We start from the raw sequence: 26,357 nt of genomic DNA, 5'->3' as shown, positions 1-26,357 counted from the left end.
CGTCGGAACCTCCTCGAAGGAAGGGATCCGAGCGTGCGAGTACTGGTCACCGGCGCGGCGGGCTACCTCGGCAAAGCCGTCGTGGCCGCCCTGGCCGCGGCGGGACACGAGCCGATCGCCATGGCCCGCCCCGGAGCCGGGACAATCCCGGGCGCCGCGGACACGCGTACCGCCGACCTGCTCGACCCGGCCGCCCTGCGACGGGCCGTCGCGGGCGTCGAGAGCGTCTGCCACCTCGCGGGCCTGACCCGCGCCCGCGAATCCTTGACCGACCCGCTGCCCTACTTCCACGTGAACACCGGCGGCACCATCGCCCTTCTCCGAGCCATGGCCGAGGCCGATGTGCGAGCCCTGGTCTTCTCCTCCACTTGCGCGGTCTATGGCTCCCCTGAACAACAGCCGATGACCGAGGAAACACCGATCGCACCGCCTCACCCCTATGCGAGCAGCAAGGTCGCGGCCGAAGCCGTGGTCGAGGCACAGGCGGCCACCGGATCGCTCGGCGCGACCATCCTGCGACTGCCGAACCTCGCCGGTGGTGACGACCGCGACCCGACCCGCCTGATTCCTCGAGTGCTGGCCGCCGCAATGGCCCGGACGCCATTGGGAATCAATGGCGACGGCACCGCCGTGCGCGACTACCTACACGTCGACGATGCCGCAGCCGCGTTCGTCGCCGCCATCGACCGCACTCCCGAGCCGGGCGGATTCGCCCACTACAACATCGGAAGCGGTCGGGGGACAACCATTCTCGACGTGGTGGCCGCCGTAGAACGCGAGACCGGCCTGCGAGTTCCCGTGGTGCACAAACCACCCGCCCCCGAACCGTCTGCCCTCATCGTCGACCCGTCCCGTGCGATGACCGACCTGTCTTGGTCTCCGAAGCACTCCGACATCACGGAAATCCTCCAGACCACCCGATTCTTCCGCGTGGCGGATCTACGAGGTCGATAGTAACCGGGGCGATGGGCCGCTACAGCGGTCCGTCATGAACGTTCTGCTGGCGTAGTTCGGTGGCGAGCCGAGCGGCTGTCACGAAGTCATTGTCGTCATGAACGATTACCAGCCTGTGATAAGCGGCGGTAGCGCAAACTTGAAGATCAATTGCGGAAAATGCTCTGTGGCAACCAATCTCGGCCGCGCGATGCTGGAGTCCGGTAATCCAGAGACCCGCGGATTTCGGCACCGTCACATCACTGTAGAGGGCTTCGAACATCCCGCAAAGACCCGAGTACTCCTTCAGATTTCGCGCGGATCGCAACAGTTCGGCTCGCTGGGGGTAGCACGATCGCAAGGCGCCTTCAGATACGGTTCGAACCAACGCTCAACCAGGGATTCGTCACGAAGGAAGCGCCAGACGGCAGAGGAGTCGACGAAAAAGCGGGATGGACATTTCGTCCACCCCGTGTTCCGGCTGAGGTCGTAGCTAGATCGGCAGTTTGCGGAAGATGGGGCGCGGGATGTGGCGCAGGATCATCATGACGTAGCGGAAAGTGCCCGGGGCCCAGACGATTTCCTTGCCCTTTTCGGAAGCGGCGACGGCGAGGACGGCGACGTCTTCCTTGTTGACCGTGAGGCCGTTCTCCTTGGCGTGGGCGGAGAGCTTGGTGCGGACCATGCCGGGGCGGATGACCGTCACGCGCGGGCCGAACTTGGCCAGGGCCTCGCCGAGGCCGAGGTAGAAGCCGTCGAGACCGGCCTTGGTGGAGCCGTAGACGAAGTTGAAGCGGCGGACGCGTTCGCCCGCGACCGAGGACATGGCCAGGATGCGGCCGAAGCCCTGCGCCTTCATCTTCTCGCCGAGCAGCACGCCGACGGAAACCGCGGCGGTGTAGTTGATCTCGGCCATCATGACGGCCTTGCGCTGGTCCTGCCAGAAGATCTCGCCGTCGCCGTCGATGCCGAACGCGACAATGGCCACGTCGATGTCACCGGCGGCCCAGGCCGCGTCGATGACGGCCGGGTGGCTGTCGGTGTCGAGCGCGTCGAAGTCGAGGAGCTGGACCTCGGAGGCACCGGCCGCCTTCATCTGCGACACGGCGTCCTCGCGCAGCGGATCGCCCGGCAGCGCGGCCAGGACGACGCGCATGGGGCCCTTCTTCAGATACTCGGCGCAGATCGCCAAGCCGATCTCCGAGGTGCCGCCAAGCAGCAGAATGGACTGCGGGTTCCCTACCGCATTGATCACTGAAGCTCCAGCCTTCTCGCCATATCGGACATGAAAACGCCTGTGGGGTCGACACTTCGGCGGATCTTGATCCACTCGTCGATCCGGGGGTACATCTTGTGGAAGGTCTCCGCGTCGGTGCGCGAGTCCTTGGCAGTGTAGAGGCGACCGCCGAATTCCAGGACGCGCCGGTCCAGTTCGCGCACGAACTCGTTCAGACCCGGGCGGACCGGGAAGTCCACGCAGATGTTCCAGCCCTCCATGGGGAAGCTCAGCGGGGCCGGGTTACCCGGGCCGAAGAACTTCAGCACATTGAGCGCGGTGTAGTGACCGGACCGCTGGATATCCACGATGATCTTGGTGAATTCATCGAGGGCCTCGGGCGGCAGCACGAACTGGTACTGGATGAATCCGGCCGAACCGTAGGCCCGATTCCACTCCGAGACCACGTCGAGCATGTGGTAGAACGCCGTCAAGTTCATGATCTTGCCGGTGTAGTTGCCGCCGAGGGCGTAGTACGCCTCGCCGACCATGCCCAGCGTGAACTTGTTGACCGCGAAGCTCGGGAAGATATCCGGCACCGTCAGCAGATTCGGCGCGTCGAACTTCAGCGGGTTCTTGCGCAGCTTCTTCGGCAGCTCATCGAGTTTCGCCAGCCGGCCGCGAGACACATTGGCGCGCCCCAGCTTCGGCGGCGCGCTGATGGCGTCGAACCAGGTGGAGGAGTAGGTGTAGTTCTCCTCGGACCCGTCCTTGTGGACCGCGATGGTCTCGTCCAGGCCGGTGGTCTTGATGCCGTCGGCGATGAAGTAGGCCGTCTCGGTCGGCGTCATCTCGATGGTGGCGCGCAGGATGATGCCGGTCAGGCCGTTGCCGCCGACGGTCGCCCAGAACAGCTTGGCGTTCTTCTTCGGCCCGATGGTCTGCACCTTGCCGTCGGCGGTGAGCAGATCGAGGGACCGCACATGGTTGCCGAAGCTGCCCGCGCTGTGGTGGTTCTTGCCGTGGATGTCGGAGCCGATGGCCCCGCCCACGGTCACCTGCCGGGTGCCCGGCAGCACCGGAACCCACAGGCCGAACGGCAGCGCCGCCTTCATCAGCTGGTCGAGGGACACGCCCGCGTCCACGTCCACCAGCCGGGAGTCCCGGTCGATGCGGTGAATGCGGTTGAGCGCGGTCATGTCGACGACCAGGCCGCCGGCGTTCTGCGCGTGATCGCCGTAGGAACGGCCGAGGCCGCGGGCGATGACACCGCGACGCAGGTGCGCGGGCTTGGAGTCGTTGTCCTCCGCGACCATGGCGACCGCCTTGGCGATCAGCTCGGGGTCGTTGGTGGAGAGCACCTCGGAGGTGGTGGCTGCCGTGCGACCCCAACCGGTCAAGCGCCGGGTCTGCGTCGGCAGGTCGAAGGACCCCTGCGACACTGTGCCCTCTTTTTCTTTGCCTACGACAGGGCTCTCGCCTGCGGAGCTGGGCTCCGTGGCGGCCTCGGTCGTGGTCTGAGCTTTCGTGGACATCGGCATAGAGGCTACAGGGATAACCGTCTCGAGGCTTGTGTCCTTTGTCCCGGGCATTACTCTTCTGCCTGTGACCGCGGAACCCCATCTGCCCCTGCCGCCCGAGCTGCCCCTGGTCGATGAACCGGGTGGTACGGACGTTGATCTCAAGACGCAGATCATTCGATTCGCGGTCACCGGCGGCCTGTCCGCCATTGTCGACTTCGGCCTGTACACGCTGCTTTTCAAACTGGTCGGTTTTCCGCTGCCGGTGGCCAAGTCCATCAGCTTCATCGCGGGTACGACCACGGCCTATCTGATCAATCGGCGCTGGACCTTCAAGGCGGAGCCGAGTCGCAAGCGCTTCATCGCGGTGATCGCCTTGTACGCGCTGACCTTCGCCTTGCAGGTCGGCATCAACCAGGTCTGTTACTACGCCTTGCCCGATGCCTGGTGGCGGATGTTCTTCGCCTTCTGCGTGGCTCAGGGCACCGCCACCGTGATCAACTTCATTGTCCAGCGGGCTGTGATCTTCAAGATCAACTAAGCGGCGTCCGATTCAGGATTCGACGAGGGCGTTGTTCTCTTCCTTGGCCCGGAAGTAATCGCCGCCCTTGGCGCGCACATTGTCGGTGCCCCACTGCCGCGTCTCGCGGTGTGCCGGGACCAGGTGCGGAATGTGTTTGCGGCAGTGGATGTAGGCCTCTTCCACATCGACCACCACCCAGCGCTCGGGAATCCGCCCGCGCTGGTCGGCGGGCAGGTCGGCGACACAGCGGCGCATGAGGGCGTCGTCGACGATGCGGGCGGTGCCATTGACGTGCAGGCCGATGAGATCGTGCACGAAATCGATCATGAGAATGCCCACGTGCGGGTTCTCGAGAATATTGCCGAGGCTGGCCAGCACGCCGTTGCCGCGATACTCCGGGTATGCCACGGTGCGGTCGTCGATCACGTGCAGGAAGCCGGGCTGCCCGGCGCGGAAGCTCGAATCGCATTCGCCGTGCTTGTCGGAGGTGGCGATGAAGGCCATATCCATCCGGCGAATGAAATCGATCATGTGGGTATTGAGTCGATCTCGCACTTGGTCGGTATAGAAGCGTTGCGCCCGATCCTCGGTTCCGTAGCGCTCCTGGAGTTCCCGTTCGCCGTCGCTGCCGTTTCTGATACCGGGCATCGTGCGCCCCCTTTGGTAACTGAACACCGGATGGAAGAGGCTCGGCCACGAACTTCGGCCATCCGAAATGCTATACGGTTTAACTATTTTCGTGTGGCGAATGGTTGAACCGGCGTATCCGCCCTGGTGGGGCATCCTCGACTGGTGCCGGACAAACGTTCCCGAGGGAGGATCCTCCCGGATGAAAAGGTCCACAAGGGCCGTTTGTCCCTTAACTGTGGGGATGCTGGCCGCGCGTACGGGCCGCGAGTATGTGAGATCCCTAGGGGGCGCAGGGATTTCGCATTCCTGATTTGTCCATTTTGCAGAGTTTCGGATGACAAGCTCCGGATGTCATCCCCCTAGTTGCGACTGATCTTCGGTACTCGAAACCTAAATACCGAAAGGTCTTTACCGAGGCCAGATCCTCCTGGGTCAGCTGGACCAGCGCGGGACCCTGCGGATCCCGTCACCAGGGCTGTTACGACATGTAGGACCGGAACCGTCACGGTGAACCCGACATCGGGCGTGTGGACAGGATGACCCCGGGTGCGGCCAGTCCGCGCAGCCCGAGGAAACCTGAATTCAATTGGAACACCAGCGAAACCAGCACCAGCCACAGCCCCGCTGCCGGCAGCGCGACACACACCGCCGCCCGCTCCACCTCTCAGCGCTTGCAGGACTCGAAAAGTGGCAGCGCCGCGGCCGAAGGACATGCCGGCACCGGCATCAGGCGCGGGTGAGCGTCACCGGCACGCCATTGAACACGGCGTTCCCGGAGGGCGCGTCCACCAGCGAATCATCGGTCAGCACATTGGCGTTCACCCCGGCGTGCGCCCGCGCGACGGACTGCTCGCTGTCCTCGTGACCCCATCCGTGCGGCAGGCTCACCACACCCGGCATGATGTCGTCGGTCGGCTCGACCTCCACGGTCAACGTCCCGGCCGCCGACTTCACCACGGCCAGTCCGTTCAGCCCGAGCCGCGCGGCGTCCTCCGGATTGATGTGCAGCGTGCAGCGATTCGACCCGCCCACCAGCGGCCCGACATTGTGCAGCCAGCTGTTGTTGGACCGCAGCTGCCGCCGCCCGACCAGCACCATTTCCGGCTGCTCGGCCCGCACCCGGGCCCGCAACCGCTCCAGATCGGCCAGCATCTCCGGCGGTGCGAGCTCCACCCGGCGCGAGGCCGTACGCAGCACGCCGGGCAGCCTGGATTCCAGCGGGCCCAGATCGATCCCGTGCGGATTGTCCAGCAGCACCCGCAGATTCAGCTTGCCGCGCCATTCGCTCGCGTCATCGGGCGTCGACGCCCATTCCCCGAAGGGACCGAGCCGCAGCATCATGTCGATGCGCTGTTCGGTGGTGTTGTCACCGAGCAGCTCACCGCGCCGCTCGGCCATTCCGGCCTTGTGCAGTGTTCCCGCGATGACGATCTCGTCGACCACCGTGAGCGGATCCAGACCGGGTTGCGGCTCCTGGCCCGACACCGCCAGGGCCAGTCGCGCCAGCACCTCGGCCTCCGACAGCTCGCCCTCGCCCAGCGGAATCAGCGGCCGGGAGTAGCGGGCGTAGTTGTGGACGGCGAAGTTGAGCAGCGCGAAATCGTAGTGCGGGGACTGCAGAATCCGCGGCGGCGGCAGGATGACGTCGGCGTGGCGGGTGGTCTCGTTGAGGTAGCGGTCCACGCTGACCATGAATTCGAGTCCGGCGAAGGCGCTGTCCAGACGGGCGCCGCTGGGTGCGGACAGCACCGGGTTCCCGGCCACGGTCACCATGGCCCTGATCTGCCCGTCGCCGGGCGTGAGGATCTCGTCCGCGAGGGTGGCGACCGGCAACTCGCCCATGGCCTCGGGCAATCCGCGCACCCGGCTGCCCCAGCGCGCGGTCCGGAACGGCCGCGACCGCACGATGCCCAGTGCCGCCCCGGTGGCGAACATGGCCCCGCCGGGTGTGTCCAGATTGCCGGTGAGCACATTGACGACATCCACCAGCCACTGTGTGAGCGTCCCGAATTCGGCTGTGCACGTGCCGATCCGGGCGTACACGGCGGCGGTCGGCGCGGCGGCCAGTTCGCGGGCGATCCGCACGATGGTCTCGGCCGGGACCCCGGTGCGGCCGGCGACCAGCTCCGGCGTGAAATCGGCTGCGGCGGCACGCACCTCGTCCAGTCCGTTCACCTCGACGCGGACGTCGGTGAGGTTCTCGGCGAACAGCGTGTGCACGATCCCGAACAGCAGGTAGGCGTCGCTGCCGGGCCGCACGAACAGGTGCTCGTCGGCCAGCTTGGCGGTGCGGGTGCGCCGCGGATCCACCACCACGAAGCGTCCGCCGCGCTGCCGCAGCGCCTTCAACCGGCCCGGGAAATCCGGTGCCGTGCAGAGCGATCCATTGGATTCCAGTGGGTTCGCGCCCAGCATGAGCAGGTAGTCGGTGCGATCCAGGTCCGGGACCGCGACCGTGAGCGGATCGCCGAACAGGAGCCCGCTCGACACCTGCTTGGGCATCTGGTCGGCGGTGCTGGCGGAGAACAGGCTGCGCGTCCCCAGCGCCCGGATCAACAGCGGCACGTACAGCGCCCCGGCCACGGTGTGCGCGTTGGGATTGCCCAGGTACAGCCCGACGGCCTGATTCCCGTGGGCGGCCGACACCTGCGGCAGCCGTTCCCGGATCACCCCGAAGGCCTCGTCCCAGCTCGCCGTCCGCCAGGTGTCGGTGGCGCGATCGCGAATCATCGGCGCGGTCAGCCGATCCGGGTCGGAGTCCAGATGCCCGAGGGTCGCGCCCTTGGGGCAGATGAAGCCTTTGCTGAAGGGATCGGCGTGATCGCCGCGCACCGAGACGATCCGGTCGTCGCTGTCCAGGGTGAGCTCGAGGCCGCACACCGCCTCGCAGAGCGGGCAGGTGCGTAGCAGTGTCCGGGGGCTGTCCGTGACGTGGGTCATACCCAATGATCGCCCGGAGTCGCATCGGGCGAAACACCTGCCACCGCGCGGGGTATGTGTGCGGACTCCTACAGCTTTCCGCGCGAAATCTTGGAGACCGTTACGACCTGCGAATCGCCTTGCGCTTGACAGGATCCAGGTAGAACAGCGGATCTTGGTTCGGGAGCATCTCCCCGGTGGCTCCCGGCGAAGGGGCCACGGGTTATGTCCGTTCTCTCTGAATTTGCAACGTTTGGACCCGGATACAGCGAAACCCGCGAGCGCCGGGGTGCACTCGCGGGTTTCGAGTCGATATTCGAGCCGGTATCAGGAGGCGATACGAGCCGCCTTGGTCGCTCCCTTGGCGGCGGCGCGGACCGCGGCGGCGATGGCGACCACCGGCGGGACCCAGCGGGCCTCGTGCGGGGCGACGCCCCAGCAGGCCGCACCGGCGGACAGCTTGCTCGGCGGCAGCGGGATGCCCGCGCCGTCGGTGTGGACGACCACGCCCGACTCGCGCAGCGCCTCGATGGCGCGCTCGGCCTTGCGCAGGCCGGTCACCAGGTGGATCTCGCGGCGCTCGGTGCCCGGGATCTCGATGACCGGGCCGGTCAGGTCATTGGCGCGCAGGTAGCGACGCACGAACGCGGCGGTCTCGCCGGTGACCTCGATGCCCGAGATCTCGTCGTCGGTGACCAGGCAGATGCCATTGGCGGTTTCGGCGACCGTCCAGCCGCGCTGGATGTAGTCCTGCGCAGATTCCGCAACGGCTGACGAAAACGTCGTACGCACTGGTTTCTCCATTCCCCGGTAGATCTAGTTCCTGCTCTGTGCGACGTATCGCAACGGGATGACCGGGTCGTTACACCCTCTTTTTCACCGACAGTCCGGTTCTGTCCCAGAACGTCGTGTGTCCAGTCCGTTTTGACCCTTTAGGGAATCTGGCCCAGAAGAGACATCGCATCAGGACAACGGTTCTGCCTGCGGCAACGGCGTCAAGGGCGCTGGCATGCCCGCTCGGGCCCCGTACCCGCCCGCAGGACGAACGTGTTCTACAACACACTGTCTCGTCCTGTGCATCCCCGGCGTTACCGGAGAGACTGAGTCGGCCGAAAAGGTCTGCGGGAGAGGAGATCGTCGGCATGGCCGACCAATCGGGTGGGAACACAGCCGAACTCGGGGAGTTCGACGAGTTCGACGAGATCATCACCGAGGGCCGCTGGGCCGCCTTCAAGGAGTCCGCGACCCGTCGCATGTCCCGGCGCATCGCCGCCGACGAGGAGGCCGAGGAACCGGTCGAACCCTTCGCCAGTCCAAGCGCTTTCGGCTCCTGGAGTGTCGATGCCGCGCGGGCCCTGCTGGACGTGCAGTTCCATCGCGCCGCCACCCGCACCCTGCTGCCGCTGGCGTATCTGCTGGGCCTGGCGGGCGCTTTCGCGATTCCGATCGTGGGAACCGTAGGGCTGTGGCGGGTTTCGGCCTGGCTGGGCATCGTCTTCGGGGTGGTGTTCGCCATCCCGCTGGGCCTGGTGATCGCCGCGACGGTGCGCCTGCTGCTGGAGTTCGTCCTCAACGCGTCCCGGTTGGCCGCCAGGGTCTCCCATATCTCCGATATGGCCGACGACCTTTTCCAGGCGCTGTCCGACGTGGCGGAGCCGGTCAACCAGCTCTCGAAAGATGTTCAGGCCGTGCAGTTCTGGCGCTTCCGTAAGCGGTCGGCCAGGAAGTAGCCTGAGAGGGAGTCGACATCCTAACCACCGGGAGGGGTCCCGGGTCCATGGATCGCTGAGTTTTCCTGTGCAACAATGCGATCGCAACACTGGTTTAGGGGGACGAATGGCTCTACCGCAGGGGATTACCGGATCGACCGTGCCGCGCCGTCAACTCGGCCGGCACCTGCGCGACCTGCGCAATCGGGCGCGGATGACGACCCGGGTGGCGGCCCAGCGCCTGGAATGGTCCGAGGCCAAGATCTGGCGCATCGAAACCGGTCAGACCTCGTTGCGCAGTCTGGATGTCGAGGCCATGTGCCGCATCTACGGTGCGCCCGAGGACGCCATCGAGCCGCTCACCTCGCTGGCCCGCGAGACCAAGGCGCGCGGTTGGTGGACCGAGTTCAGCGACGTGATCGACGAGGGGTACGAGGTCTACATCGGCCTCGAGGAGGCCGCCGGGCGGCTCACCAGCTACGAGAACGAGCTGGTCCCCGGGCTTTTGCAGACCGAGCAGTACATGCGGGCCGTGCTCGCCGGGGCCTACCCGGGCATCTCGGCCGAGCAGATGGACCGCCGGGTGCGGGTGCGGCTGGCCCGCCAGTCGCTGCTCACCCGCTCCGAGTCGCCGATGCAGCTGGATGTGGTGATCTCCGAGGCGGTGCTGTGGCATCGCGTCGGCGGCGACGAGGTGACCCGCGGCCAGCTGGACCGGTTGCGCAAGCTCGGCGAGCTGCCCAATGTCCGGCTGCGGCTGCTGCCCGCGGAATGCGGCTACCACCACTGCATGGATGCCGGTCGGTTCGTGCTGCTCGAATTCCCCACCGCCGCAGGCGAACCCACCGAACCGCCGGTGGTGTACGTGGAGGCCCTGACCGGCTCCTCGTATCTGGACAAGGAGCACGAGGTGGAGCGTTACCGCGAGGCCTACGCCGCGGTGAATTCGATTGCGGTGGACGCGCTTCCGGTCATCGACACCCTGCGCGCGGCAGTCTGATCAGACCTGGCCCAGATTCTGGGCGAGCACTTCCCGGTGCGTGGGCGCGGCCTGCTTGTGCAGTTCGCGCCCTTTTTCCGTGACGCACACGAAGATCGCGCGGCGATCCTCGGTGCACAGCGTGCGGTCGACGAGCCCGTCGCGCTCGAGCCTGGCCACCGTGCGCGAGAGCGCGCTCTGGCTCAGGTAGATGTCATTGGCGAGATCGCTCATCTTGCAGCTGTCGCTGTCCGCTTCGACGAGGCGATCCAGGGTTTCGAATTCGCTGAGCCCGATGTGGTGGCGGCCTTGCAGTTCCTTTTCCAGAGCGCACGAGGTCGTCGCGTGCCGGGCCAGCAGATCGCGCCACTCCCCTACGAGCCCGGACGTCTCGAAAGACGTTGTCACGGGCCGTTCGACAGGCGCTGTCGGCTTCGGCATGCGGCCATCCTAGTCCCCTCGGCAGAACCATGCAACCGCATTAAATGCTTGTGCATTTGATGCGCGTGCATGTACTGTCGCTTCTCGTGACTTCCACCGAGATTCGCCCCGCAGTGAGCACCGCGGCCGACACCACCAAGTGGACCGGCCGGCTCTGGGGCATGCTCATCACCTTGTGCATCGTGCTGTTCCTGGACGGCCTCGACGTGTCGATGATCGGCGTCGCGCTGCCCTCCATCGGCACCGAACTCCACATTCAGACCTCCACCCTGCAGTGGCTCGTCAGCGGATACGTGCTCGGCTACGGCGGCCTGCTGCTGCTGGGCGGCCGCACCGCCGACCTGCTGGGCCGCCGCAAGGTCTTCCTGATCGCCCTGGCGGTCTTCGCATTGGCTTCTCTCGCCGGCGCTCTGGTGAGCTCGCCGGCGCTGCTCATCCTGACCCGCTTCGTGAAGGGCCTGGCTGCCGCGTTCACCGCGCCGACCGGTCTGTCCATCATCACCACCAACTTCGCCGAGGGACCCGCCCGCAACAAGGCGCTGTCCATCTACACCGTCTTCGGTGCCGGCGGCTACTCCATGGGCCTGCTCTTCGGCGGCCTGATGACCGGGCTCGGCTGGCGCTGGACCTTCCTGCTCCCCGTGCCGGTCGCGCTGGCCGCGCTGGTCGCCGCGTACTTCCTCGTCCCCAAGGACAAGCCGGCCGAGGAGGGCGGGCACGACCTGATCGGCGCGCTGCTGTCCACCGCCACCATGCTGCTGCTCGTCTACACCGTGGTCTCCGCCCCGCAGGCGGGCTGGGGCTCGGCGCGCACCATCGGATCGTTCGTCGCGGTGGCCGTGCTGGGTGCGGCGTTCGTCTACGCCGAGAGCCAGGTCAAGTACCCGCTGGTCCGCCTGGGCATCCTGCGCAAGCCGACCCTGGTCCGGGCCAGCCTGGCCATCATCGCGGTCGCCGGCTCGTACTTCAGCTGGCAGTTCATCACCACGCTGTACCTGCAGGACACCCTGGGCTGGTCGCCGCTGAAGCTGTCGATGGCGCTGCTGCCCGTCGGTCTGCTGGTGGTCGCCTCGGCCTTCGTCTCCGACAAGCTCGTCGACCGCTTCGGCACCGGCCCGATCATCGCCGTCACCATGGTGGTCATGGCGGTGGGCTACCTGATGTACCTGCGCATCGACACCGCGCCGGGCTACCTGGCCGTGATCCTGCCCGCCGTGCTGCTGGTCGGCATCGGCTGGGTCGGCTTCCCCGCCATCAACATTCAGGCCACCAGCGGCATCGAGGATGACGAGCAGGGCCTGGCGGCCGGTGTGCTGCAGACCGCCATGCAGGTCGGTGCGGCAATCGTGCTCGCGGTGACCACCGCCATCGTCACCTCGAACGTGCCGAGCGACCCGACCCCGTCGGCCATGCTCGACACCTACCGGCCCGGCCTGGAATTCGCCGCCGGCGTGTCCATCGTCGGAGCCCTGGTCGCCCTGACGGTGTTCATCCCCAAGCTGCGGGCCCGCCGCCAGGAGGCCCGTGACGTGGAGGTCGAGCTGGTCGGCTGACACGGTGGAGGCGCCGCTCGCCGCTCACACGGGCGGGGCCTTTGAAAATTGCTGGGGCGCATCGCGTTACGCGATGCGCCCCCTGCGTAACAACTGATTTCGCAAGGATCTGGGTAACTCGTCGGGGACGTCCGGAATCGGATTGGCACTCAACCGCCGGCACGGGTGTGGGACGGGTTGCGGCTCTCAGCCGTCCGCTGAAGTTCCGGGGAGGCGGGACAGCTGCTTCAGATCCGCCAGGCGCGGCGCGGCGGCGTCCTTGCCGGAGCGGATGAACTCGAGCGGGCGGCCGTCACGGCCGACGGTCGGCCACTCGATCCCCAGGTCCGGGTCGAAAGCGTCCAGATCCCGGTCGAATTCGGGGGAGTATTCCAAGGAGCACAGGTAGTTGACGGTCGAGCCGTCCTCGAGGGACAGCAGCGCGTGGCCCAGACCCTCGGTGAGGAACACCGCCTTGCGCTCGACGTCATCGATGACGACCGCGTCCCACGTCCCGAAGCTGGGCGAGTCGCGGCGCAGGTCCACCACCACGTCCAGGAAGGCCCCGCGCACGCACGTCACGTATTTGGCCTGGCCGGGCGGATTCTCGGTGTAGTGGATGCCGCGCAGCACGCCCGCCGCGGAGGTGGAGATATTGACCTGCAGCAGATCGAAGGGCCGGCCCACGGCTTTCTCGAACTCCGAGGCCTTGAACGACTCGTAGAAGACTCCGCGGTCATCGCCGCGCAGGACGGGCGTGAACTCCCACGCACCGGGTATGGACAGTTCCCGAATCCGCATGCCTACTCCCAGGTTCGCCCGTGGTCCAGCAGGCCCAGCAGGTAGTTGCCGTAACCCGACCGCACCAGCGGTTCCGCCAGCCGGGTCAGCTGATCATCGTCGATGAAGCCCAGCCGCCAGGCCACCTCCTCGGGCACACCGATCTTCAGGCCCTGCCGTTGTTCGATGGTGCGCACGTAATTGGCCGCGTCCAGCAGGGAGTCGAAGGTGCCGGTGTCGAGCCAGGCGGTGCCGCGGGGCAGCACCTGCACGTGCAGTCGGCCCTGCTCCAGGTAGGCGCGGTTGATATCGGTGATCTCGTACTCGCCGCGGTCGGACGGCCTCAGGTCGCGCGCGATGGCGAGCACGTCGTTGTCATAGAAGTACAGCCCCGGGATCGCGTAGTTCGAGCGCGGCGCCTTGGGCTTCTCCTCGATGGAAATGGCGCGGCCGTCGGCGAATTCGACGACGCCGTAGGCGGTCGGGTCCGAGACCCGGTAGGCGAAGACCGCGCCGCCGTCCAGATCGTGCAGGGCCTGCAGGCCGGTGCCCAGGCCCGGGCCGTGGAAGATATTGTCGCCCAGCACCAGTGCGGCGGTATCGGTGCCGATGTGGTCGGCCCCGAGGACGAAGGCGCGGGCCAGGCCGTCCGGTTCGGGCTGCACCACATAGGAGATGGAGACGCCGAAGCGGCTGCCGTCGCCGAGCAGGCGGGCGAACGCGTCGCTGTCCTCGGGGGTGGTGATGACCAGGATGTCCCGTATCCCCGCCAGCATGAGGGTGGACAGGGGGTAGTACACCATCGGCTTGTCGTACACCGGGACCAGCTGCTTGCTCACCCCGCGCGTGATCGGGTGCAACCGCGATCCGGTGCCCCCGGCCAGAATGATTCCGCGCATGTCACAACAGTCTGCCAGTTCGGTCGCGGACCGTGGTGGTGAGGCTCCGAATGGACTTCGAATCGATCACGGCCGTTTACCGCCATAGCAATCCGGCGATTTCTGATACGTAGGTCACGTTCCCATGGTGTTCTGAAACGACACTATGTGAGATGTCAGCGCCGACTCTCGCGCGCCGGGTGCCGAGCCAACGCTTCGGACGCACCGGACGAACGGCTCGGCGCGCCAACAACGAGGTAGGTGCGCGATGACTCACGACGACCACCCTGTCCAGAACCCGAACCGGACCAGTGCCGCCGCCCGCGCCCTGACCGTCGTCGCGCGCACCATGATCCGGCCCGCCGGTGAACTGGTCCCCGTCACCGCGGCGTCCATGCCGGTCGCCAGCACGGTCATCAACACCCTGGCCAAGTTCCGCCCGGCGCCGCGCGGAGTGGAACGGGAGCAGGTGCGGCTCAACGGCTTCCGCATGGAGATCGTGCGACCGGCCGGAGCGCGCAAGTCGCTGCGCGACGGCGCGGTGCTCTACATGCACGGCGGCGGCTTCTTCCTGTGCGGCTTGGACACCCACCGCCCCGTGGTCGCGGCGCTCGCCCGCCGCACCGGACTGCCGGTGGTCAGCGTGGAATACCGGCAGCTGCCCGAGACCGATATCGCGGGTTCGGTCACCGACTGCCTCACCGCCTACAAATGGCTGCTCGCCCACGGTGTTCCGGCCTCCAAGGTGGTCTTCGCGGGTGATTCCGCCGGCGGCTACATGACCTTCGCGACCGCCCTGCGCGCCCGCGACGCGGGCCTGCCGGTGCCCGCCGGGCTCGTCGGCCTGTGCCCCGCACTGGATCTGGACTGCACCGAGAAGCGCAACCACCCCAACTACCACCGCGACGCCCTGATTCCGTTGTCCGCCTTGGAGTCCGTGGTGAAGCTGGGCGCGGAGGTCGACGGCCGCCTCGATCCGCGGCTGTCACCGGTCAATCATGTGCTGGCGGGTCTGCCGCCCGCACTGCTCATCGTCGCCGAGGACGAGGTGCTGCGCCGCGACAGCGAGATCATGGCTCAGCGGCTGGCCCAGTCCGGCGTACCCGCCACGCTCGAGATCTGGCGGGGGCAGGTGCACGCGTTCATGGCCATCTTCCCGGCGATGCCCGAGAGCCGGGCGGCACTGGCGAGTGTGGCGCGGTTCGTCCGTGCCCAGATCGCGGTCGAACGGGTCGCGCGCACAGCGTGATCGAATCGCGCACAGCGTGATTGATGATGTGGGGCTCGGGGCGCGCATGACCTCGGGCCCCACATCTACTCCCGCGCAAAGCGAAACCCCCGCCCGGATGACCCGGGCGGGGGTTTCGCAATACAGCAGGCCGTGTCTTACTTCGCCGGGGCGGAGATGTGCGGGCCGTTGATGGTGGTGAAGTACTGGATCGCGGCGGCGATGGCGACCGGGGCGGTGATCAGCACGTTGCCGGCGATGACGCCGACGAAGCCGAGGGCGCTCGCGCCGACCAGGCAGCCGACGAGCGGGCCCGCACCGAACATCAGGGCCAGCGGGCCGGTGGCGATACCGGCGGTGACGCCACCGATGGCGCAGCCGACCGCGGCGGCGCCGAGGCCACCGACCAGGGACGCGACGGTCGCACCGAGACCGATGGTGTCCTTCATGCGGTTCCAGGCGGCCTGCTCACGGTCGTAGTCCGACTTCCACGGAGCCTGATCCTCGTAGGGCAGCGCGACGTCCTTGACGTTCTCCGGGGTGTACTTCGCGTGGTCCATGTCGAACTGCGGAGTCAGGGTCGCGGTGTGGTCGGAGATGTCCGCCGCGATCGGGAAGGTGAAATCGTCCACCTTGAACGACAGCGGCATGCCGGCCACGACGTTGCCGTTGGAAGCCTTGAGCTCCAGGTTGCCGTTCTCCACGACCAGCGAGCCACCATCGGTGCGCAGCACGGTGCTGGTGTCGGAGTTCTGGGTGATCGTGTAGTTGATGCTGCCGTTGTCGTCGGCGGCCGGCGCAGCATTCACGGTGCCGGCGGTGATGCCAAGGGCAGCGACGGCCAGCGCCGCGGTGGCGGCGAATTTCCTCATCAGCATTTGTTGAAACCTCATCGAAGAGCTCGGGGGGACAACACGAATCGAAATGGAGGACAGCTAACGAGCGGTGAACCCATCGTGACCGTTCGTTCAATTTTTGTTCACCATCACGATCGTGCGGTCTGCAAGCTAGCGGAAAACCGCTGCATGAGAAAGGTTTTGACGCATATATCTGAACAGGCTGATCGTTACCTGAGGGCAGATGTGTGATGAAGGTCACATCGCATGCTTGTCGAGTCGTGACGATTTGACGGTGTACATCACGCTCTGAACACATAATTCCGACATTTCGACCGCGCGGCCGCCTTTCAATTAAGTGCATTTGTTTCAACAGGATGTCGGAATCCGCGCACGTCGTCCGGCTGTCTGGTGTAGAGAAGGCAACTTCCCGGACCCGACGGCGGCGTCCGCCCCGGCCGACGTAGTGTTTGCGTGTGCGACTGCTCGTAACCGGCGGGGCCGGCTTCATCGGCGCGAACTTCGTTCATCAGAGCGTGACTTCGCGTCCCGATGTCCATGTCACCGTGCTGGACAAACTCACCTATGCGGGTAACCGCGCCTCTCTCGACCAGGTCGCGGACCGAATCGAGTTCGTGCACGGCGACATCGCCGACACCGCCCTGGTGGACCGCCTGGTGGGCGGTGTGGACGCGGTGGTGCATTTCGCCGCCGAATCACACAACGACAATTCGCTGGCCGACCCCTGGCCGTTTGTCCAGACGAATATCGTCGGCACCTATTCGCTGCTCCAGGCGGTGCGCCGCCATCAGGTGCGCTACCACCACATCTCCACCGATGAGGTGTACGGCGACCTGGAACTCGACGACCCGAAGGCATTCGACGAGAGCACGCCCTACAACCCGTCGAGTCCCTATTCCGCCAGCAAGGCCTCGAGCGACATGCTGGTCCGCGCGTGGGTGCGGTCGTTCGGGGTGCGGGCCACAATCTCCAACTGCTCCAACAACTATGGCCCGCGCCAGCACGTGGAGAAGTTCATCCCGCGTCAGATCACCAATCTCATCGACGGCATCCGCCCCCGGCTCTACGGCACGGGCCACCAGGTCCGCGACTGGATTCACGTGGACGATCACAACAGTGCGGTCTGGGAGATCTTGGAGCGCGGGCGCATCGGCCAGACCTATCTGATCGGCGCCGACGGCGAGCGCGACAACAAGTCCGTGGTGGAGATGATCCTCGAGGCCTTCGGCCGCGCGCCCGACGACTTCGACCACGTCACCGACCGTCCGGGCCACGATCTGCGCTACGCGATCGACTCCTCGCTGCTGCGCACCGAACTCGGCTGGGAGCCGCGCTACCGCGACTTCCGCACGGGCCTCGAGGCCACCATCGACTGGTACCGCGAGAACGAATCCTGGTGGCGGCCACGGAAAGCCGCGACCGAATCGGCCTATGCCGCGGCCGGCGAAAAGGTGCTCTAGGACCAGTCCCGTCGATAGTCCGCCCAATCCTGTTGGGTGGCGGCGAAATCCACATACAGCGCGACACCGAATGCACGGCGACCGCGATCGGTGCGGCCCAAACCTACACGGACGCCACGGATCGCGGCCGCCACCGTTTCGGCCGCACCGTGGTGGCCGAGATCGTCGGCCCAGAACGCGGGCAGGCCCATCAGCAGATCCACCGGCGGCGGGGTCACCTGCAGGGCGAGAGTGGTTTGTTCGGCGACATATCCGGCGTAGAGCGAACGGACCGGCATCGCCGTGTCGTACGACATGATCGCGATCTGATCGACGTGCCGTGCCACCTGTGCGAAATAGGCTTGGGACCACCATTTTCCGTGATCGAACAGCGCCGCTCCCGCCGAATGCAATCCGGGTAGCGGATCGATAACCGGAGCGGACACCGACAAGAGTGCACGACGGTCCGAAGTGATCGTCCGCACTTGTTCGAGGATGGCGATATAGCCGGTCGATCCGGAGCGCACCGGTTCGAAATCGAAGTGAATGCCGTCGAACCCGAGATCGAGGGCTTGGATCGATGTCGCGACGACATGTTCACGGGTCGCCGGATCGTCGGCATTCAAGCCGTCGAATTCGGGGGTCAGCAGATCTCCGAGCCAGGCCTGCACGCGAATTCCGGGCAGACTCCGATGCACGGCGTCGATGAACCAACGAGCCTGTGGATAAAGCTGTGGAGACAGCGTGCCGTCATTGTCGAGCGGCCCGGTATGGACGTACAGATCCTTGATTCCGGTCCCGGCCAGCCGAATTCCCAGTTCAGCGATATCGGTGTCGCTTTTGCGCCCGTCGATCCAGGCGTGACCGAGCCAGAGGGCGTCCCGGCCGCGGGTCCGGGCGTCCTCGCGCAGGGTGCCCGCATCTTCCAGTCGGAGGTATACCGTGGCCGCGAGGACCGGTGTCAGCAGGATGCAGACAACAACCAGCAATACCACCGTGATTCGCCGAGCGCGGCCGTGACCACACCATTTCTCCCGTATCCCCACCACCGCAGGCTAGAGACGAATTCCGTGCTCGGCGAGCGGGTATCAGCCCCAGACCAGGGTGCTGTACTTGACCACCGCGGCGATGAGCGCGACCGAGGTCGCCGCCACCACGGTGATCGCCGCGCCCCGCGTCGGGAACCGGCCCGCGGCGTCGGTGAGCCGGAAAGGCATCCAGCGCAGCAGCACCGCGAGCGCCAGCACCGCCAACGGAACGAAGTAGCGGCCCTGCACGCCGTCGATGATGAAGTAACCGACCGGCGTGAACGACATGTACAGGGTCACGTAGATCATGGCCACGCTGGCGGCCACGGTCAGCAGCACCAGCCAGGTGCGGGTCCGGTTCGCGGCCCGCGGCGAGAAGCGCTCGGCCGCACCGATGCTCACCGCGAAGGCCAGCAGGCTCGCCAGCACGGTCAGCGACGGCACCTCGACGTAGGAGAAGCCGAGCTCACCGAAGAACTGGACGAACCAGTGCTGATCGCGGCGGGCGATGCTGTCGCCGAAGACCCGCAGGAAATGCGCGGGATCGGTGAGGATGCCGTGCAGCTGGTCGCCCGGGCGCACGCTGCCCCAATCCTTCTCGGGCCGCATCAGGCTCATGCCGTCACCGGTCGGCGCGGCGATCTTCATCCACACCGCGAACGAGATCGCGCCGATACCGGCCGCCGCCCAGGGCAGCACCCGCTGCCAGGTCGCGACCCGCTCGCCGCCGCCGAAGCCGAAGCGCCGTGCGGGAATCAACACGGTCAGCATGGCGATCAGCACGTAGGTCGGCTTGCACACCGGCAGCAGGATCGTGGCGGCCAGGGCGGCGACGGTCTCCGGCTTGGACAGCCGTTCACCCAGGAACAGGCCCTTCACCACCAGCGCCGAAACCAGCAGGGCCAGTGCGTTGGTGACGGTGTCCGCGGTCACGGTCCCGGCCTGGAACAGCGCGATCGGCAGCACCGCGACCGTGAAGGCCAGCCACTGCACCCGATGTCCGCGCAGCACGCGCAGCGCGAAGCCGACGATCAGCAGGTAGGCGAGGAGCCCGGCCCAGCGGGTGGCCAGCACCATGCCGCCGACATTCAGGTCGAGGGCCTCGGCGATCCGGATGCCCGCGGCGGGCGGCAGGTACGGAATCGGCGAGTAGGCCGCGGTATTGGTGAACCAGACCTGCTTGGTCTCCTCCGACACCGCGGCCGCGCCGAGCTGGTCGTAGGCGTGCGGATCGACGACGATCGGGTCCGGCTCATCCGGCTTGTTCTGATAGTCGTGGAAGGCGTAGCTCATCAGCGCGTCGATGCTGACCGGCACGTCGCCGCCCCACGCGGGGCCGCGATCGTCATGGATCTTCTCCGGCAGGAATCCGCCGTGCGCGACCTGATAGGCGCGGCCGAACTGGGTGATCTCGTCGTGGCCCCAGAACGGCGGCGTCAGGACCGACCACACCGCGCCGAAGATGCCCGCGATAAGCACGAAAGCCAGAGCGGCGGAACCGAATCGCCGTTCCACGCCGATCACCGCGCGCCGCAGTCCGGCCCTGGGCTCGGGCGCGGCGGCCGGGATCTTCTCCGGCGCGGCGACGGCGGGATTCTCGTTTGCTTCGGTAACCACGATGTCCGATTCTGCTTTGCCGTTCTGATTTTCCCCGGCAAGCTCCACCGTCATCGCGTCGAACCGGCCGCCGCGCTGTCCGCGCCCACGGCGGAATAACGCAGGTACATCAGTCTGGCCGCCTCGTGGCGGGAGCGGCGGATGCCGTCCAGGATGAGGCCGGCGGTCCAGGCCAGGCTGCCCAGCAGCAGCAGCGTGAAGCCGAGGAATAACGTCGGGAACCGCGGGACCTCGTGAATGCGGTAGAACTCGATCACTATCGGCGTGATCAGGATGACCGAGATGATCCAGGCCAGCGTGCCGAACAGGCCGTAGAAGGCGACCGGCCGCTCGTGCCGGGCCAGGCCGACGATCAGGCGCAGGATCTTGAAGCCGTCGCTGTAGGTGCGCAGCTTGGATTCGCTGCCGGCGGGCCGATCGCGGAAGCCGACCGGGACCGCGGTCTGCGGGACGCCCAGGTGCTGCGAGTGCACGGTCAGCTCGGTCTCGATCTCGAACTCGCGCGAGACCGCCGGGAAGGACTTCACGAAACGGCGCGAGAAGACCCGGTAGCCGCTGAGCATGTCCTCGACGTTCTCGCCGAAGACCTTGCCCACCACGCCGTTCAGCACCTTGTTGCCGGTCTCGTGCCCGGCGCGGTACGCCGAGCCGGCCTCGACCTCGCGGCGCACGCCCAGCACGTGGTCGTACGGACCCTCGAGCAGGGTCTTGATCATTTCGGGGGCCGCGGCGGCGTCATAGGTGTCGTCGCCGTCGACCATCAGGTACACGTCGGCCTCGATATCGGCGAATGCGCGTCGCACCACATTGCCCTTGCCCTTGCGGTTCTCGGTGCGCACGATCGCCCCGGCCGCGCGCGCCTTCTCGGCGGTGGCGTCGGTGCTCAGGTTGTCGTAGACGTAGACGACAATGCCCGGGACGGCGGCCTTCAGGTCGGCGACGACCTTCGCGACGGCGGCCTCTTCGTTGTGGCACGGCACAATGGCGGCAATACGAAGCTCGGTGGAGTCCACCCGGTCAATCCTCTGATCGGAGGCGAATATGAACACCGGGAGGGTACCCGACCTTCACAGGTATATGGGTGCTGCGGGTTGCGGTACCGTCGGCCGGTGTCTGCGAACGAGTCCACGGCGGTGAGCGAAAACCCGCCGGATGCCTCTCTGACCGGGAAGATCCGTGCCCTGCTGCAGCGCGGCGGCGCGTTTCTGGTGGTCGGCGCGATCGGGTTCGTCGTCGACGCGGGCACCTACAACCTGCTGGTCTTCGCCGGTGGCGAGGGCCCGCTGTTCCATCAGCCCTTGATCGCCAAGATCATTTCCATCGGGGTGGCCACGGTCGTCACCTATTTCGGCAACAAGTGGTGGACCTACTCCGACCACAAGGGCGAAACCGGGGCCCGGCACATACTTGTATACGCAGTACTGAATGTGATGGCCATCGGGCTGCAACTCGGGTGCCTCGGCATTTCCCGCTACGTTCTCGGACTGGACAGTCCGTTGGCGGACAACGTTTCCGGGACGCTCATCGGCCAGGCCGTCGCCATGGGCTTCCGCTTCTGGGCATACGGGAAATTCGTCTTCACCGGAACACGCGGGGACGAACGCTAAGTGCGGGTTCACGCTGCCACTACCAATAGCGATTGATATTCTCGCCCGGCCGAGCAAGACAGTGACAGTGGCGGTGCGACCACGTCGGATGTGCCGGTGTCTACATATTCAAAGGATGTCGAGGGATTCATGGATGCGTCGGCTGGGCAGGCCGTGACCGAAACCGAGGACCGGAAGAGCGCTGGGGCTCCCGCGACTCTGCGCGCCGAGCATGCCGCTCCGGAGCGGCTGGTGCTGGCCCGCGGCATCTTCTGCGGACCAGCGCCGAAGATCAGCGATGAGCTGTACGCGGTGGCCAAGGGCAAGGTCACCCGGGAGCGGCAGACGCTACGCCTGGAGAAGGGTGCGTCGGTCAACACCAACACCTACTTCGGCCGCTTCGCCGCCGCCTACTGGCAGCGCTGGACCAAGGTCACCGAGGTCGAGGTGGGCATGACCCTCGAGGTGACCGGCAAGGTGCGAATCCGGCTGGCCGCCTCCGATATCGCGGGTCACCGCCGGGTGGTCGACACCGCCGTGGTCAAGGAGACCGGCCGGGTGGTGCTGCGCGCACCGCTGGACATGTACATCGACGGCGGCGCGATCTGGCTCGAGATCGAGGCCCTCGGCGGCGAGGCCGTGGTCACCGATCTGGCCTGGACCGCGGCCGCGCCCGAGCAGGTGCGCCCGGTGGCCATCGCCATCTGCACCTTCAACCGGGCCCAGGACTGCGCCAATACGGTTGCGGCCCTGGCCTCCGACGCCACCGTGCTCTCGCTCATCGACGCCGTCTACGTCGTCGACCAGGGCACCGACCTGGTGCAGGATCAGGCGCTGTTCACCGAGACACAGCCCAAGTTCGGCGACAAGCTGCGCTACATCCGGCAGCCGAATCTCGGTGGCGCGGGCGGTTTCACGCGCGGCCTCTACGAGGTGTCCGCGGCCAATGAGCATGCCGACGTCATCCTCATGGACGACGACATCCTGTGCGAGCCCGAAACCGTGTTGCGTCTCAACGCCTTCGCGAACCTGACCGTCGAACCCACCCTGGTGGGCGCGCAGATGCTGTTCCTGTTCAACCCCGACTACCTCAATGTCGGTGCGGAGGAGACGAATCTGGGCAAGCTGCGCCACGGCCAGAAGGTGGCCAAGGCGCTGCGCAACACCTCCATGCTCAAGAAGCACCAGGAACGCCGCGTCGACGCCGGCTACCAGGCCTGGTGGACCTGCCTCATCCCGGCCGAGGTGGTCAAGCGGATCGGGCTGCCGGTGCCGATCTTCTTCCAGTGGGACGACGTGGAATACGGCCTGCGCGCACGGGAGAACGGTTTCGTCACCGTCACCCTGCCCAACGCCGCCGTGTGGCACGCCGACTTCTACTGGAAGGACTTCGACGACTGGGCGCGCTACTTCTCCTCGCGCAACTCGCTCATCGTGTCCTCCCTGCACCACGACCTGGACGCGAAATCGATCACCCGCCAGTTGTTCCGGGAGATCAGCGAGTACCTGGTCGGCATGCAGTACGGCCTGGCGCACACCACCCTGCAGGGCATCGAGGACTACCTGAAGGGCCCGGAGATCCTGCGCGACGGTGGCATCGAGGCGCTGGCCAAGGCCCGTGGCTCGCGCTCGGACTACCCGGAGACCATCAAGCACCCGGGCGCCACCGCCCCGGTCCCCAACGCGCACCTGCACGTGCGTCGCGCGGGCGGCGAGCCCAGCCACCCGCTGCTGGTCCTCTACAAGCGCGCCCTCAAGCAGTGGACCGGCCGCGTCATCCCCGGCCCGGTCGCGGTCACCCGCGAGGACGCCCACTGGTGGCATGTGGGCCTGTTCAACCACGTGGTCGTCACCGACGCCTCCCAGTCCGGCGTCCGAGTCCGCGTGCGCGACAAGGAAACCGCCCGCCGTCTGCTGATCCGCGCCTACCGGGTGCTTCGCCGGCTCCGCAAGGACCTGCCCGACCTGCAGCGCCGCTGGCGCGCCGCCATGCCGGAGCTCACCAGTCGAGAGAACTGGGAACGCCTCTACGGAATCGACTAGACGGCAACATAATCGCCTGACCATGGCCCGGGACCTCCAGTCCCGGGCCATGTCTCGTCTCAGCGGACGGTGAGCAGCGTGCGGGCGGCGGCGGCCAGGTCGGCCTCCAGCCAGTCCGGAAGTTCAGGCGCGGGCGCGTGGCGGCGCAGGGCGGCATAGGGGAGGTCCACCACGACGCGGCTGACGGCGTCGATCTCTCGTTCGCCGTCGGCGCCGTAGACACCGGTCGCGATGCGATGGAGCTGTTCGAAAAGCGGCTCGTTCATGCGCGCCAGGCGCTCGCGGAACTCGGTGTCGGGCGCGCCGTCCAGCAGGTCGCTGGGGCGCAGGTTCAGCAGCAGCCTGGCGTCGTCGGGGCAGTCGCGGCCGAAGCCGATCGCGGCCGTCGTCATGGTCACGGCGGCCTCGATCGGGTCGGGGACGGCGGTGGCGGTGAGGACGCGGGATTGGAAGCGGTCCAGGGCGCGGATCCAGGCCTCGGTGAGAACGCCGTTGCGGTTGCCGAAGCGGTGGTAGAGCGTGCCGACCGGCGCGCCGCTGGCCTCGGCGATGGCGGCGACGCTGGCCGCGCGGGGGCCGTCGCGCAGGACCAGGGTGCGGGCTGCGTCGAGGATCACGTCGGTGTCGTGCTTGCGAGGTGGCGCCATGAACTAGTACGTTCCTTCTATATGGAGCGTTTGCCCTATATCGATGAGCATTCCAGGGTAATCAATGCCGATCGTGAGCGGACATGGGCCGCCCTTGTCCGTGCGACCTGCAAGAATCCTGACGATCTCAGCACAGTGCCCATGGGTTTCGTGCTCGACGAGGCCGACCCGCTGAAACGATTGGCCCTCGAAGGCCACCACTGGTTCTCCCGCTACGCGCTGACCTACCGGCTCGACGAGGTCGATCCCGGCCACACCCGCGTCACCGCCGAATCCCGCGCGGTCTTCCCCGGCATTCACGGCCGGATCTATCGCGCCCTGGTGATCGACAGCGGGATGCATCAACTGATGGTGCGGCGGATGCTGTTGCGCGACATAGCCGTTGCCGCGGAGGGGTCCGGCATGCGACTTCCGGGGCAACGGTGGGGCGCCACCGATGCGGAGGTGGCCATGGAATTGCCTTGCGACAGTCAGCTTTCCGGCGAGGTGGTCGTCTGCGACCGAGCCGTGTCCGTATCCGCGCCCGCCGGTGCGGTCTTCGCCTGGCTCTGTCAGCTGCGGGTCGCCCCCTACAGCTATGACCTGCTCGACAATTTCGGGCGCCGGAGTCCGCGGGAGCGTGATCCGCTGCTGATGGATCTCGCTGTGGGCCAACGCTTCATGGGCCTGTTCGACCTGGTCGGCTATACGCCCGGTGCGCAGGTCACTCTGCTGGCCGATGGAGTCGCGGTCACCTACGCGGTCCACCCCGAAACCCGCACGCGCAGTCGGCTGCACGCCCGGGTTCGATTCCGGGGCCCGTCCTGGCTGCTTGCGCTGCCGATCTTCGGTGACTTCCTGATGATGCGCAAGCAATTGCGCACGCTGAAGGAGCTGGCCGAGCGCGAGGCCCTCGCGCTCGGCTGAACCGGCCGCTAGAGGAACAGGTCCGTGGTGAGCGGTCCGTCGCCGGGCACCACTCGGTACTTGTCGAGATCGGTGATCCCGTGTGCGGCAAGGACTTCGTCGTCGATGAAGAAGTTGCCGGTGGTGTCCTTGGCCGGTGAGGTGAGCACCAGATACGCGGCATCGGCGTAGATGTCCGGCGTGCGTGAGGTGGCGATCATCTCCTCCCCGCCGAGCAGATTCTTGACCGCGGCGGTGGCGATGGTGGTGCGCGGCCACAGCGAGTTCACGCCGATGCCGTACTTGCGCAGCTCCTCGCTCAAACCCAGTGTGGTGAGCGACATTCCGTACTTGGCGATGGTGTAGCCCAGCGCCATGCCCGCCCACTTCGGATCCAGGTTGAGCGGCGGCGACAGGGTCAGGATGTGCGGATTGCGTCCGGCCTGCGCGGATTCCTTCAGCGCCGGGATGCTGAGCTTGGACAGCAGGAAGCTGCCGCGGCAGTTGATGTCCTGCATGAGGTCGTACTTCTTCATCGACAGGGTCTCGGTGGGAGAGATGTCGATGGCCGAGGCATTGTTCACCACCATGTCGATGCCACCGAAGCGCTCGATGGTCTGCCGCACCGCCTCGGCCACCGCCCCGTCGTCACGAACGTCGCCGAGGTACTTCAGGACGTTGCCGCCCGCCTGCTCCAGCTCGGCCGCCGCGGTATGGATGGTGCCGGGCAGCTTGGGATGCGGCGTATCGGTTTTCGCGATGAGCGTGATGTTCGCGCCGTCGGCCGCCGCCCGCTTGGCGATCTCCAGCCCGATTCCGCGACTCCCACCCGACATGATCATGGTCCGACCCGCCAGCTGCCTCTGTGCTCCGGTCATGGATCCACTCCTCTTCTGCTGTTGTCGCCCCGTTCCGATCATCCGCGCCCGGTTGATGCGGCGGGGCAGAAACTCTCGCATCTCGGACA

At 66.6% G+C, this 26,357-nt stretch carries 25 protein-coding genes; 10 read left to right on the top strand and 15 right to left on the bottom strand.

What is annotated here, in order from left to right:
* Window positions 1–33: 33 nt before the first annotated feature.
* Window positions 34–954 (top strand): NAD-dependent epimerase/dehydratase family protein, encoded by a 921-nt coding sequence (locus GPX89_RS21055; protein WP_157389366.1) that lies wholly within the window; start codon window positions 34–36, stop codon window positions 952–954.
* A gap of 472 nt (window positions 955–1,426) precedes the next feature.
* Here GPX89_RS21055 and GPX89_RS21050 read toward each other — a convergent pair whose 3' ends face one another.
* Window positions 1,427–2,188 carry a decaprenylphospho-beta-D-erythro-pentofuranosid-2-ulose 2-reductase gene (locus tag GPX89_RS21050; protein ID WP_328602110.1) on the bottom strand — a complete coding sequence of 254 codons (762 nt, stop codon included), beginning with the start codon at window positions 2,186–2,188 and terminating at the stop codon, window positions 1,427–1,429.
* Entirely contained in the window at window positions 2,185–3,591 is a 1,407-nt protein-coding gene (locus GPX89_RS21045) for an FAD-binding oxidoreductase (protein ID WP_407939439.1), read from the bottom strand. Before GPX89_RS21045 ends, GPX89_RS21050 begins: the two co-directional genes overlap by 4 nt.
* A gap of 157 nt (window positions 3,592–3,748) precedes the next feature.
* On the opposite strand from GPX89_RS21045, the gene GPX89_RS21040 reads away from it, so the two are divergent.
* Window positions 3,749–4,210: a GtrA family protein gene (locus tag GPX89_RS21040; RefSeq protein ID WP_157389824.1), complete on the top strand. Its 462-nt coding sequence runs from the start codon at window positions 3,749–3,751 to the stop codon at window positions 4,208–4,210.
* 12 nt (window positions 4,211–4,222) lie between these two features.
* Here GPX89_RS21040 and GPX89_RS21035 read toward each other — a convergent pair whose 3' ends face one another.
* The 4 genes from GPX89_RS21035 to GPX89_RS21020 all read right to left on the bottom strand — a co-directional run bounded on the left by GPX89_RS21035 (window position 4,223) and on the right by GPX89_RS21020 (window position 8,545).
* Window positions 4,223–4,840, bottom strand: coding sequence for a pyridoxamine 5'-phosphate oxidase family protein (locus GPX89_RS21035; protein ID WP_157389364.1), 618 nt, complete (start codon window positions 4,838–4,840; stop codon window positions 4,223–4,225).
* Between the two features lie 484 nt (window positions 4,841–5,324).
* Window positions 5,325–5,468: a hypothetical protein gene (locus GPX89_RS21030; protein ID WP_157389363.1), complete on the bottom strand. Its 144-nt coding sequence runs from the start codon at window positions 5,466–5,468 to the stop codon at window positions 5,325–5,327.
* Window positions 5,469–5,548: 80 nt separating this feature from the next.
* Window positions 5,549–7,762 carry a molybdopterin-dependent oxidoreductase gene (locus GPX89_RS21025; RefSeq protein ID WP_157389362.1) on the bottom strand — a complete coding sequence of 738 codons (2,214 nt, stop codon included), beginning with the start codon at window positions 7,760–7,762 and terminating at the stop codon, window positions 5,549–5,551.
* 306 nt (window positions 7,763–8,068) lie between these two features.
* On the bottom strand, window positions 8,069–8,545 hold the full coding sequence (locus GPX89_RS21020) for a hypothetical protein (RefSeq protein WP_157389361.1): 477 nt from the start codon (window positions 8,543–8,545) through the stop codon (window positions 8,069–8,071).
* A gap of 338 nt (window positions 8,546–8,883) precedes the next feature.
* Between GPX89_RS21020 and GPX89_RS21015 the strand changes: the two genes are divergently transcribed.
* Window positions 8,884–9,471 (top strand): DUF4282 domain-containing protein, encoded by a 588-nt coding sequence (locus GPX89_RS21015; protein ID WP_157389360.1) that lies wholly within the window; start codon window positions 8,884–8,886, stop codon window positions 9,469–9,471.
* 106 nt (window positions 9,472–9,577) lie between these two features.
* Window positions 9,578–10,450: a helix-turn-helix domain-containing protein gene (locus GPX89_RS21010; protein ID WP_157389359.1), complete on the top strand. Its 873-nt coding sequence runs from the start codon at window positions 9,578–9,580 to the stop codon at window positions 10,448–10,450.
* On the opposite strand, the gene GPX89_RS21005 is transcribed toward GPX89_RS21010, so the two are convergent.
* Complete coding sequence (locus GPX89_RS21005; protein ID WP_157389358.1) at window positions 10,451–10,870, bottom strand: MarR family transcriptional regulator; 420 nt, start codon at window positions 10,868–10,870, stop codon at window positions 10,451–10,453.
* An 86-nt stretch (window positions 10,871–10,956) separates the two neighbouring features.
* Between GPX89_RS21005 and GPX89_RS21000 the strand changes: the two genes are divergently transcribed.
* Complete coding sequence (locus tag GPX89_RS21000; RefSeq protein ID WP_328602107.1) at window positions 10,957–12,423, top strand: MFS transporter; 1,467 nt, start codon at window positions 10,957–10,959, stop codon at window positions 12,421–12,423.
* A 186-nt stretch (window positions 12,424–12,609) separates the two neighbouring features.
* Here GPX89_RS21000 and GPX89_RS20995 read toward each other — a convergent pair whose 3' ends face one another.
* Window positions 12,610–13,203, bottom strand: coding sequence for a dTDP-4-dehydrorhamnose 3,5-epimerase family protein (locus tag GPX89_RS20995; protein ID WP_157389357.1), 594 nt, complete (start codon window positions 13,201–13,203; stop codon window positions 12,610–12,612).
* 2 nt (window positions 13,204–13,205) lie between these two features.
* Window positions 13,206–14,081: a glucose-1-phosphate thymidylyltransferase RfbA gene (gene rfbA / locus GPX89_RS20990; RefSeq protein WP_157389356.1), complete on the bottom strand. Its 876-nt coding sequence runs from the start codon at window positions 14,079–14,081 to the stop codon at window positions 13,206–13,208.
* A gap of 247 nt (window positions 14,082–14,328) precedes the next feature.
* On the opposite strand from rfbA, the gene GPX89_RS20985 reads away from it, so the two are divergent.
* The gene (locus GPX89_RS20985; RefSeq protein ID WP_157389355.1) at window positions 14,329–15,309 is read left to right on the top strand and encodes an alpha/beta hydrolase; all 981 of its coding nucleotides are present in this window, start codon (window positions 14,329–14,331) and stop codon (window positions 15,307–15,309) included.
* A 137-nt stretch (window positions 15,310–15,446) separates the two neighbouring features.
* Here the strand turns inward: GPX89_RS20985 and GPX89_RS20980 are convergent, their stop codons facing one another.
* The gene (locus tag GPX89_RS20980) at window positions 15,447–16,166 is read right to left on the bottom strand and encodes a hypothetical protein (protein WP_157389354.1); all 720 of its coding nucleotides are present in this window, start codon (window positions 16,164–16,166) and stop codon (window positions 15,447–15,449) included.
* A 434-nt stretch (window positions 16,167–16,600) separates the two neighbouring features.
* On the opposite strand from GPX89_RS20980, the gene rfbB reads away from it, so the two are divergent.
* Complete coding sequence (gene rfbB / locus GPX89_RS20975) at window positions 16,601–17,605, top strand: dTDP-glucose 4,6-dehydratase (RefSeq protein WP_328602106.1); 1,005 nt, start codon at window positions 16,601–16,603, stop codon at window positions 17,603–17,605.
* On the opposite strand, the gene GPX89_RS20970 is transcribed toward rfbB, so the two are convergent.
* The 3 genes from GPX89_RS20970 to GPX89_RS20960 all read right to left on the bottom strand — a co-directional run bounded on the left by GPX89_RS20970 (window position 17,602) and on the right by GPX89_RS20960 (window position 21,242).
* Window positions 17,602–18,579, bottom strand: a complete 978-nt coding sequence (locus GPX89_RS20970) for a glycoside hydrolase family 18 protein (protein ID WP_328602105.1) — start codon at window positions 18,577–18,579, stop codon at window positions 17,602–17,604. The genes rfbB and GPX89_RS20970 overlap by 4 nt on opposite strands.
* Window positions 18,580–18,672: 93 nt before the next feature.
* Window positions 18,673–20,229, bottom strand: coding sequence for a DUF2142 domain-containing protein (locus GPX89_RS20965; RefSeq protein ID WP_328602104.1), 1,557 nt, complete (start codon window positions 20,227–20,229; stop codon window positions 18,673–18,675).
* 50 nt (window positions 20,230–20,279) lie between these two features.
* Window positions 20,280–21,242: a glycosyltransferase gene (locus GPX89_RS20960; RefSeq protein ID WP_328602103.1), complete on the bottom strand. Its 963-nt coding sequence runs from the start codon at window positions 21,240–21,242 to the stop codon at window positions 20,280–20,282.
* Between the two features lie 96 nt (window positions 21,243–21,338).
* Between GPX89_RS20960 and GPX89_RS20955 the strand changes: the two genes are divergently transcribed.
* Window positions 21,339–21,836 (top strand): GtrA family protein, encoded by a 498-nt coding sequence (locus GPX89_RS20955; protein WP_328602102.1) that lies wholly within the window; start codon window positions 21,339–21,341, stop codon window positions 21,834–21,836.
* Window positions 21,837–21,965: 129 nt separating this feature from the next.
* Entirely contained in the window at window positions 21,966–23,858 is a 1,893-nt protein-coding gene (locus GPX89_RS20950) for a glycosyltransferase (RefSeq protein ID WP_157389351.1), read from the top strand.
* Window positions 23,859–23,917: 59 nt separating this feature from the next.
* Here GPX89_RS20950 and GPX89_RS20945 read toward each other — a convergent pair whose 3' ends face one another.
* The gene (locus GPX89_RS20945) at window positions 23,918–24,505 is read right to left on the bottom strand and encodes a TetR/AcrR family transcriptional regulator (protein ID WP_157389350.1); all 588 of its coding nucleotides are present in this window, start codon (window positions 24,503–24,505) and stop codon (window positions 23,918–23,920) included.
* Window positions 24,506–24,646: 141 nt separating this feature from the next.
* Between GPX89_RS20945 and GPX89_RS20935 the strand changes: the two genes are divergently transcribed.
* Window positions 24,647–25,411, top strand: coding sequence for a hypothetical protein (locus GPX89_RS20935; RefSeq protein WP_235947725.1), 765 nt, complete (start codon window positions 24,647–24,649; stop codon window positions 25,409–25,411).
* Window positions 25,412–25,419: 8 nt separating this feature from the next.
* On the opposite strand, the gene GPX89_RS20930 is transcribed toward GPX89_RS20935, so the two are convergent.
* The gene (locus GPX89_RS20930; RefSeq protein ID WP_157389349.1) at window positions 25,420–26,268 is read right to left on the bottom strand and encodes an SDR family oxidoreductase; all 849 of its coding nucleotides are present in this window, start codon (window positions 26,266–26,268) and stop codon (window positions 25,420–25,422) included.
* Window positions 26,269–26,357 lie beyond the last annotated feature (89 nt).

The sequence above is a fragment of the Nocardia terrae genome (genome assembly GCF_009760405.1).
GTDB classification, from domain to species: domain Bacteria; phylum Actinomycetota; class Actinomycetes; order Mycobacteriales; family Mycobacteriaceae; genus Nocardia; species Nocardia terrae.
Note: the sequence above shows the minus strand (reverse complement) of the source record. Positions and strands in the feature narration are given on the sequence as shown.

Bases quoted from the DNA above. Each gene is read 5' to 3' on its own strand.
- rfbA (WP_157389356.1), bottom strand. From the start codon at position 14,081: ATGCGCGGAATCATTCTGGCCGGGGGCACCGGATCGCGGTTGCACCCG.
- GPX89_RS21010 (WP_157389359.1), top strand. From the start codon at position 9,578: ATGGCTCTACCGCAGGGGATTACCGGATCGACCGTGCCGCGCCGTCAA.
- GPX89_RS20995 (WP_157389357.1), bottom strand. From the start codon at position 13,203: ATGCGGATTCGGGAACTGTCCATACCCGGTGCGTGGGAGTTCACGCCC.
- GPX89_RS20945 (WP_157389350.1), bottom strand. From the start codon at position 24,505: ATGGCGCCACCTCGCAAGCACGACACCGACGTGATCCTCGACGCAGCC.
- GPX89_RS20985 (WP_157389355.1), top strand. From the start codon at position 14,329: ATGACTCACGACGACCACCCTGTCCAGAACCCGAACCGGACCAGTGCC.
- GPX89_RS20950 (WP_157389351.1), top strand. From the start codon at position 21,966: ATGGATGCGTCGGCTGGGCAGGCCGTGACCGAAACCGAGGACCGGAAG.
- GPX89_RS21035 (WP_157389364.1), bottom strand. From the start codon at position 4,840: ATGCCCGGTATCAGAAACGGCAGCGACGGCGAACGGGAACTCCAGGAG.
- GPX89_RS20980 (WP_157389354.1), bottom strand. From the start codon at position 16,166: ATGCTGATGAGGAAATTCGCCGCCACCGCGGCGCTGGCCGTCGCTGCC.
- GPX89_RS21005 (WP_157389358.1), bottom strand. From the start codon at position 10,870: ATGCCGAAGCCGACAGCGCCTGTCGAACGGCCCGTGACAACGTCTTTC.
- GPX89_RS20935 (WP_235947725.1), top strand. From the start codon at position 24,647: ATGGGTTTCGTGCTCGACGAGGCCGACCCGCTGAAACGATTGGCCCTC.
- GPX89_RS20930 (WP_157389349.1), bottom strand. From the start codon at position 26,268: ATGACCGGAGCACAGAGGCAGCTGGCGGGTCGGACCATGATCATGTCG.
- GPX89_RS21020 (WP_157389361.1), bottom strand. From the start codon at position 8,545: ATGGAGAAACCAGTGCGTACGACGTTTTCGTCAGCCGTTGCGGAATCT.
- GPX89_RS21025 (WP_157389362.1), bottom strand. From the start codon at position 7,762: ATGACCCACGTCACGGACAGCCCCCGGACACTGCTACGCACCTGCCCG.
- GPX89_RS21015 (WP_157389360.1), top strand. From the start codon at position 8,884: ATGGCCGACCAATCGGGTGGGAACACAGCCGAACTCGGGGAGTTCGAC.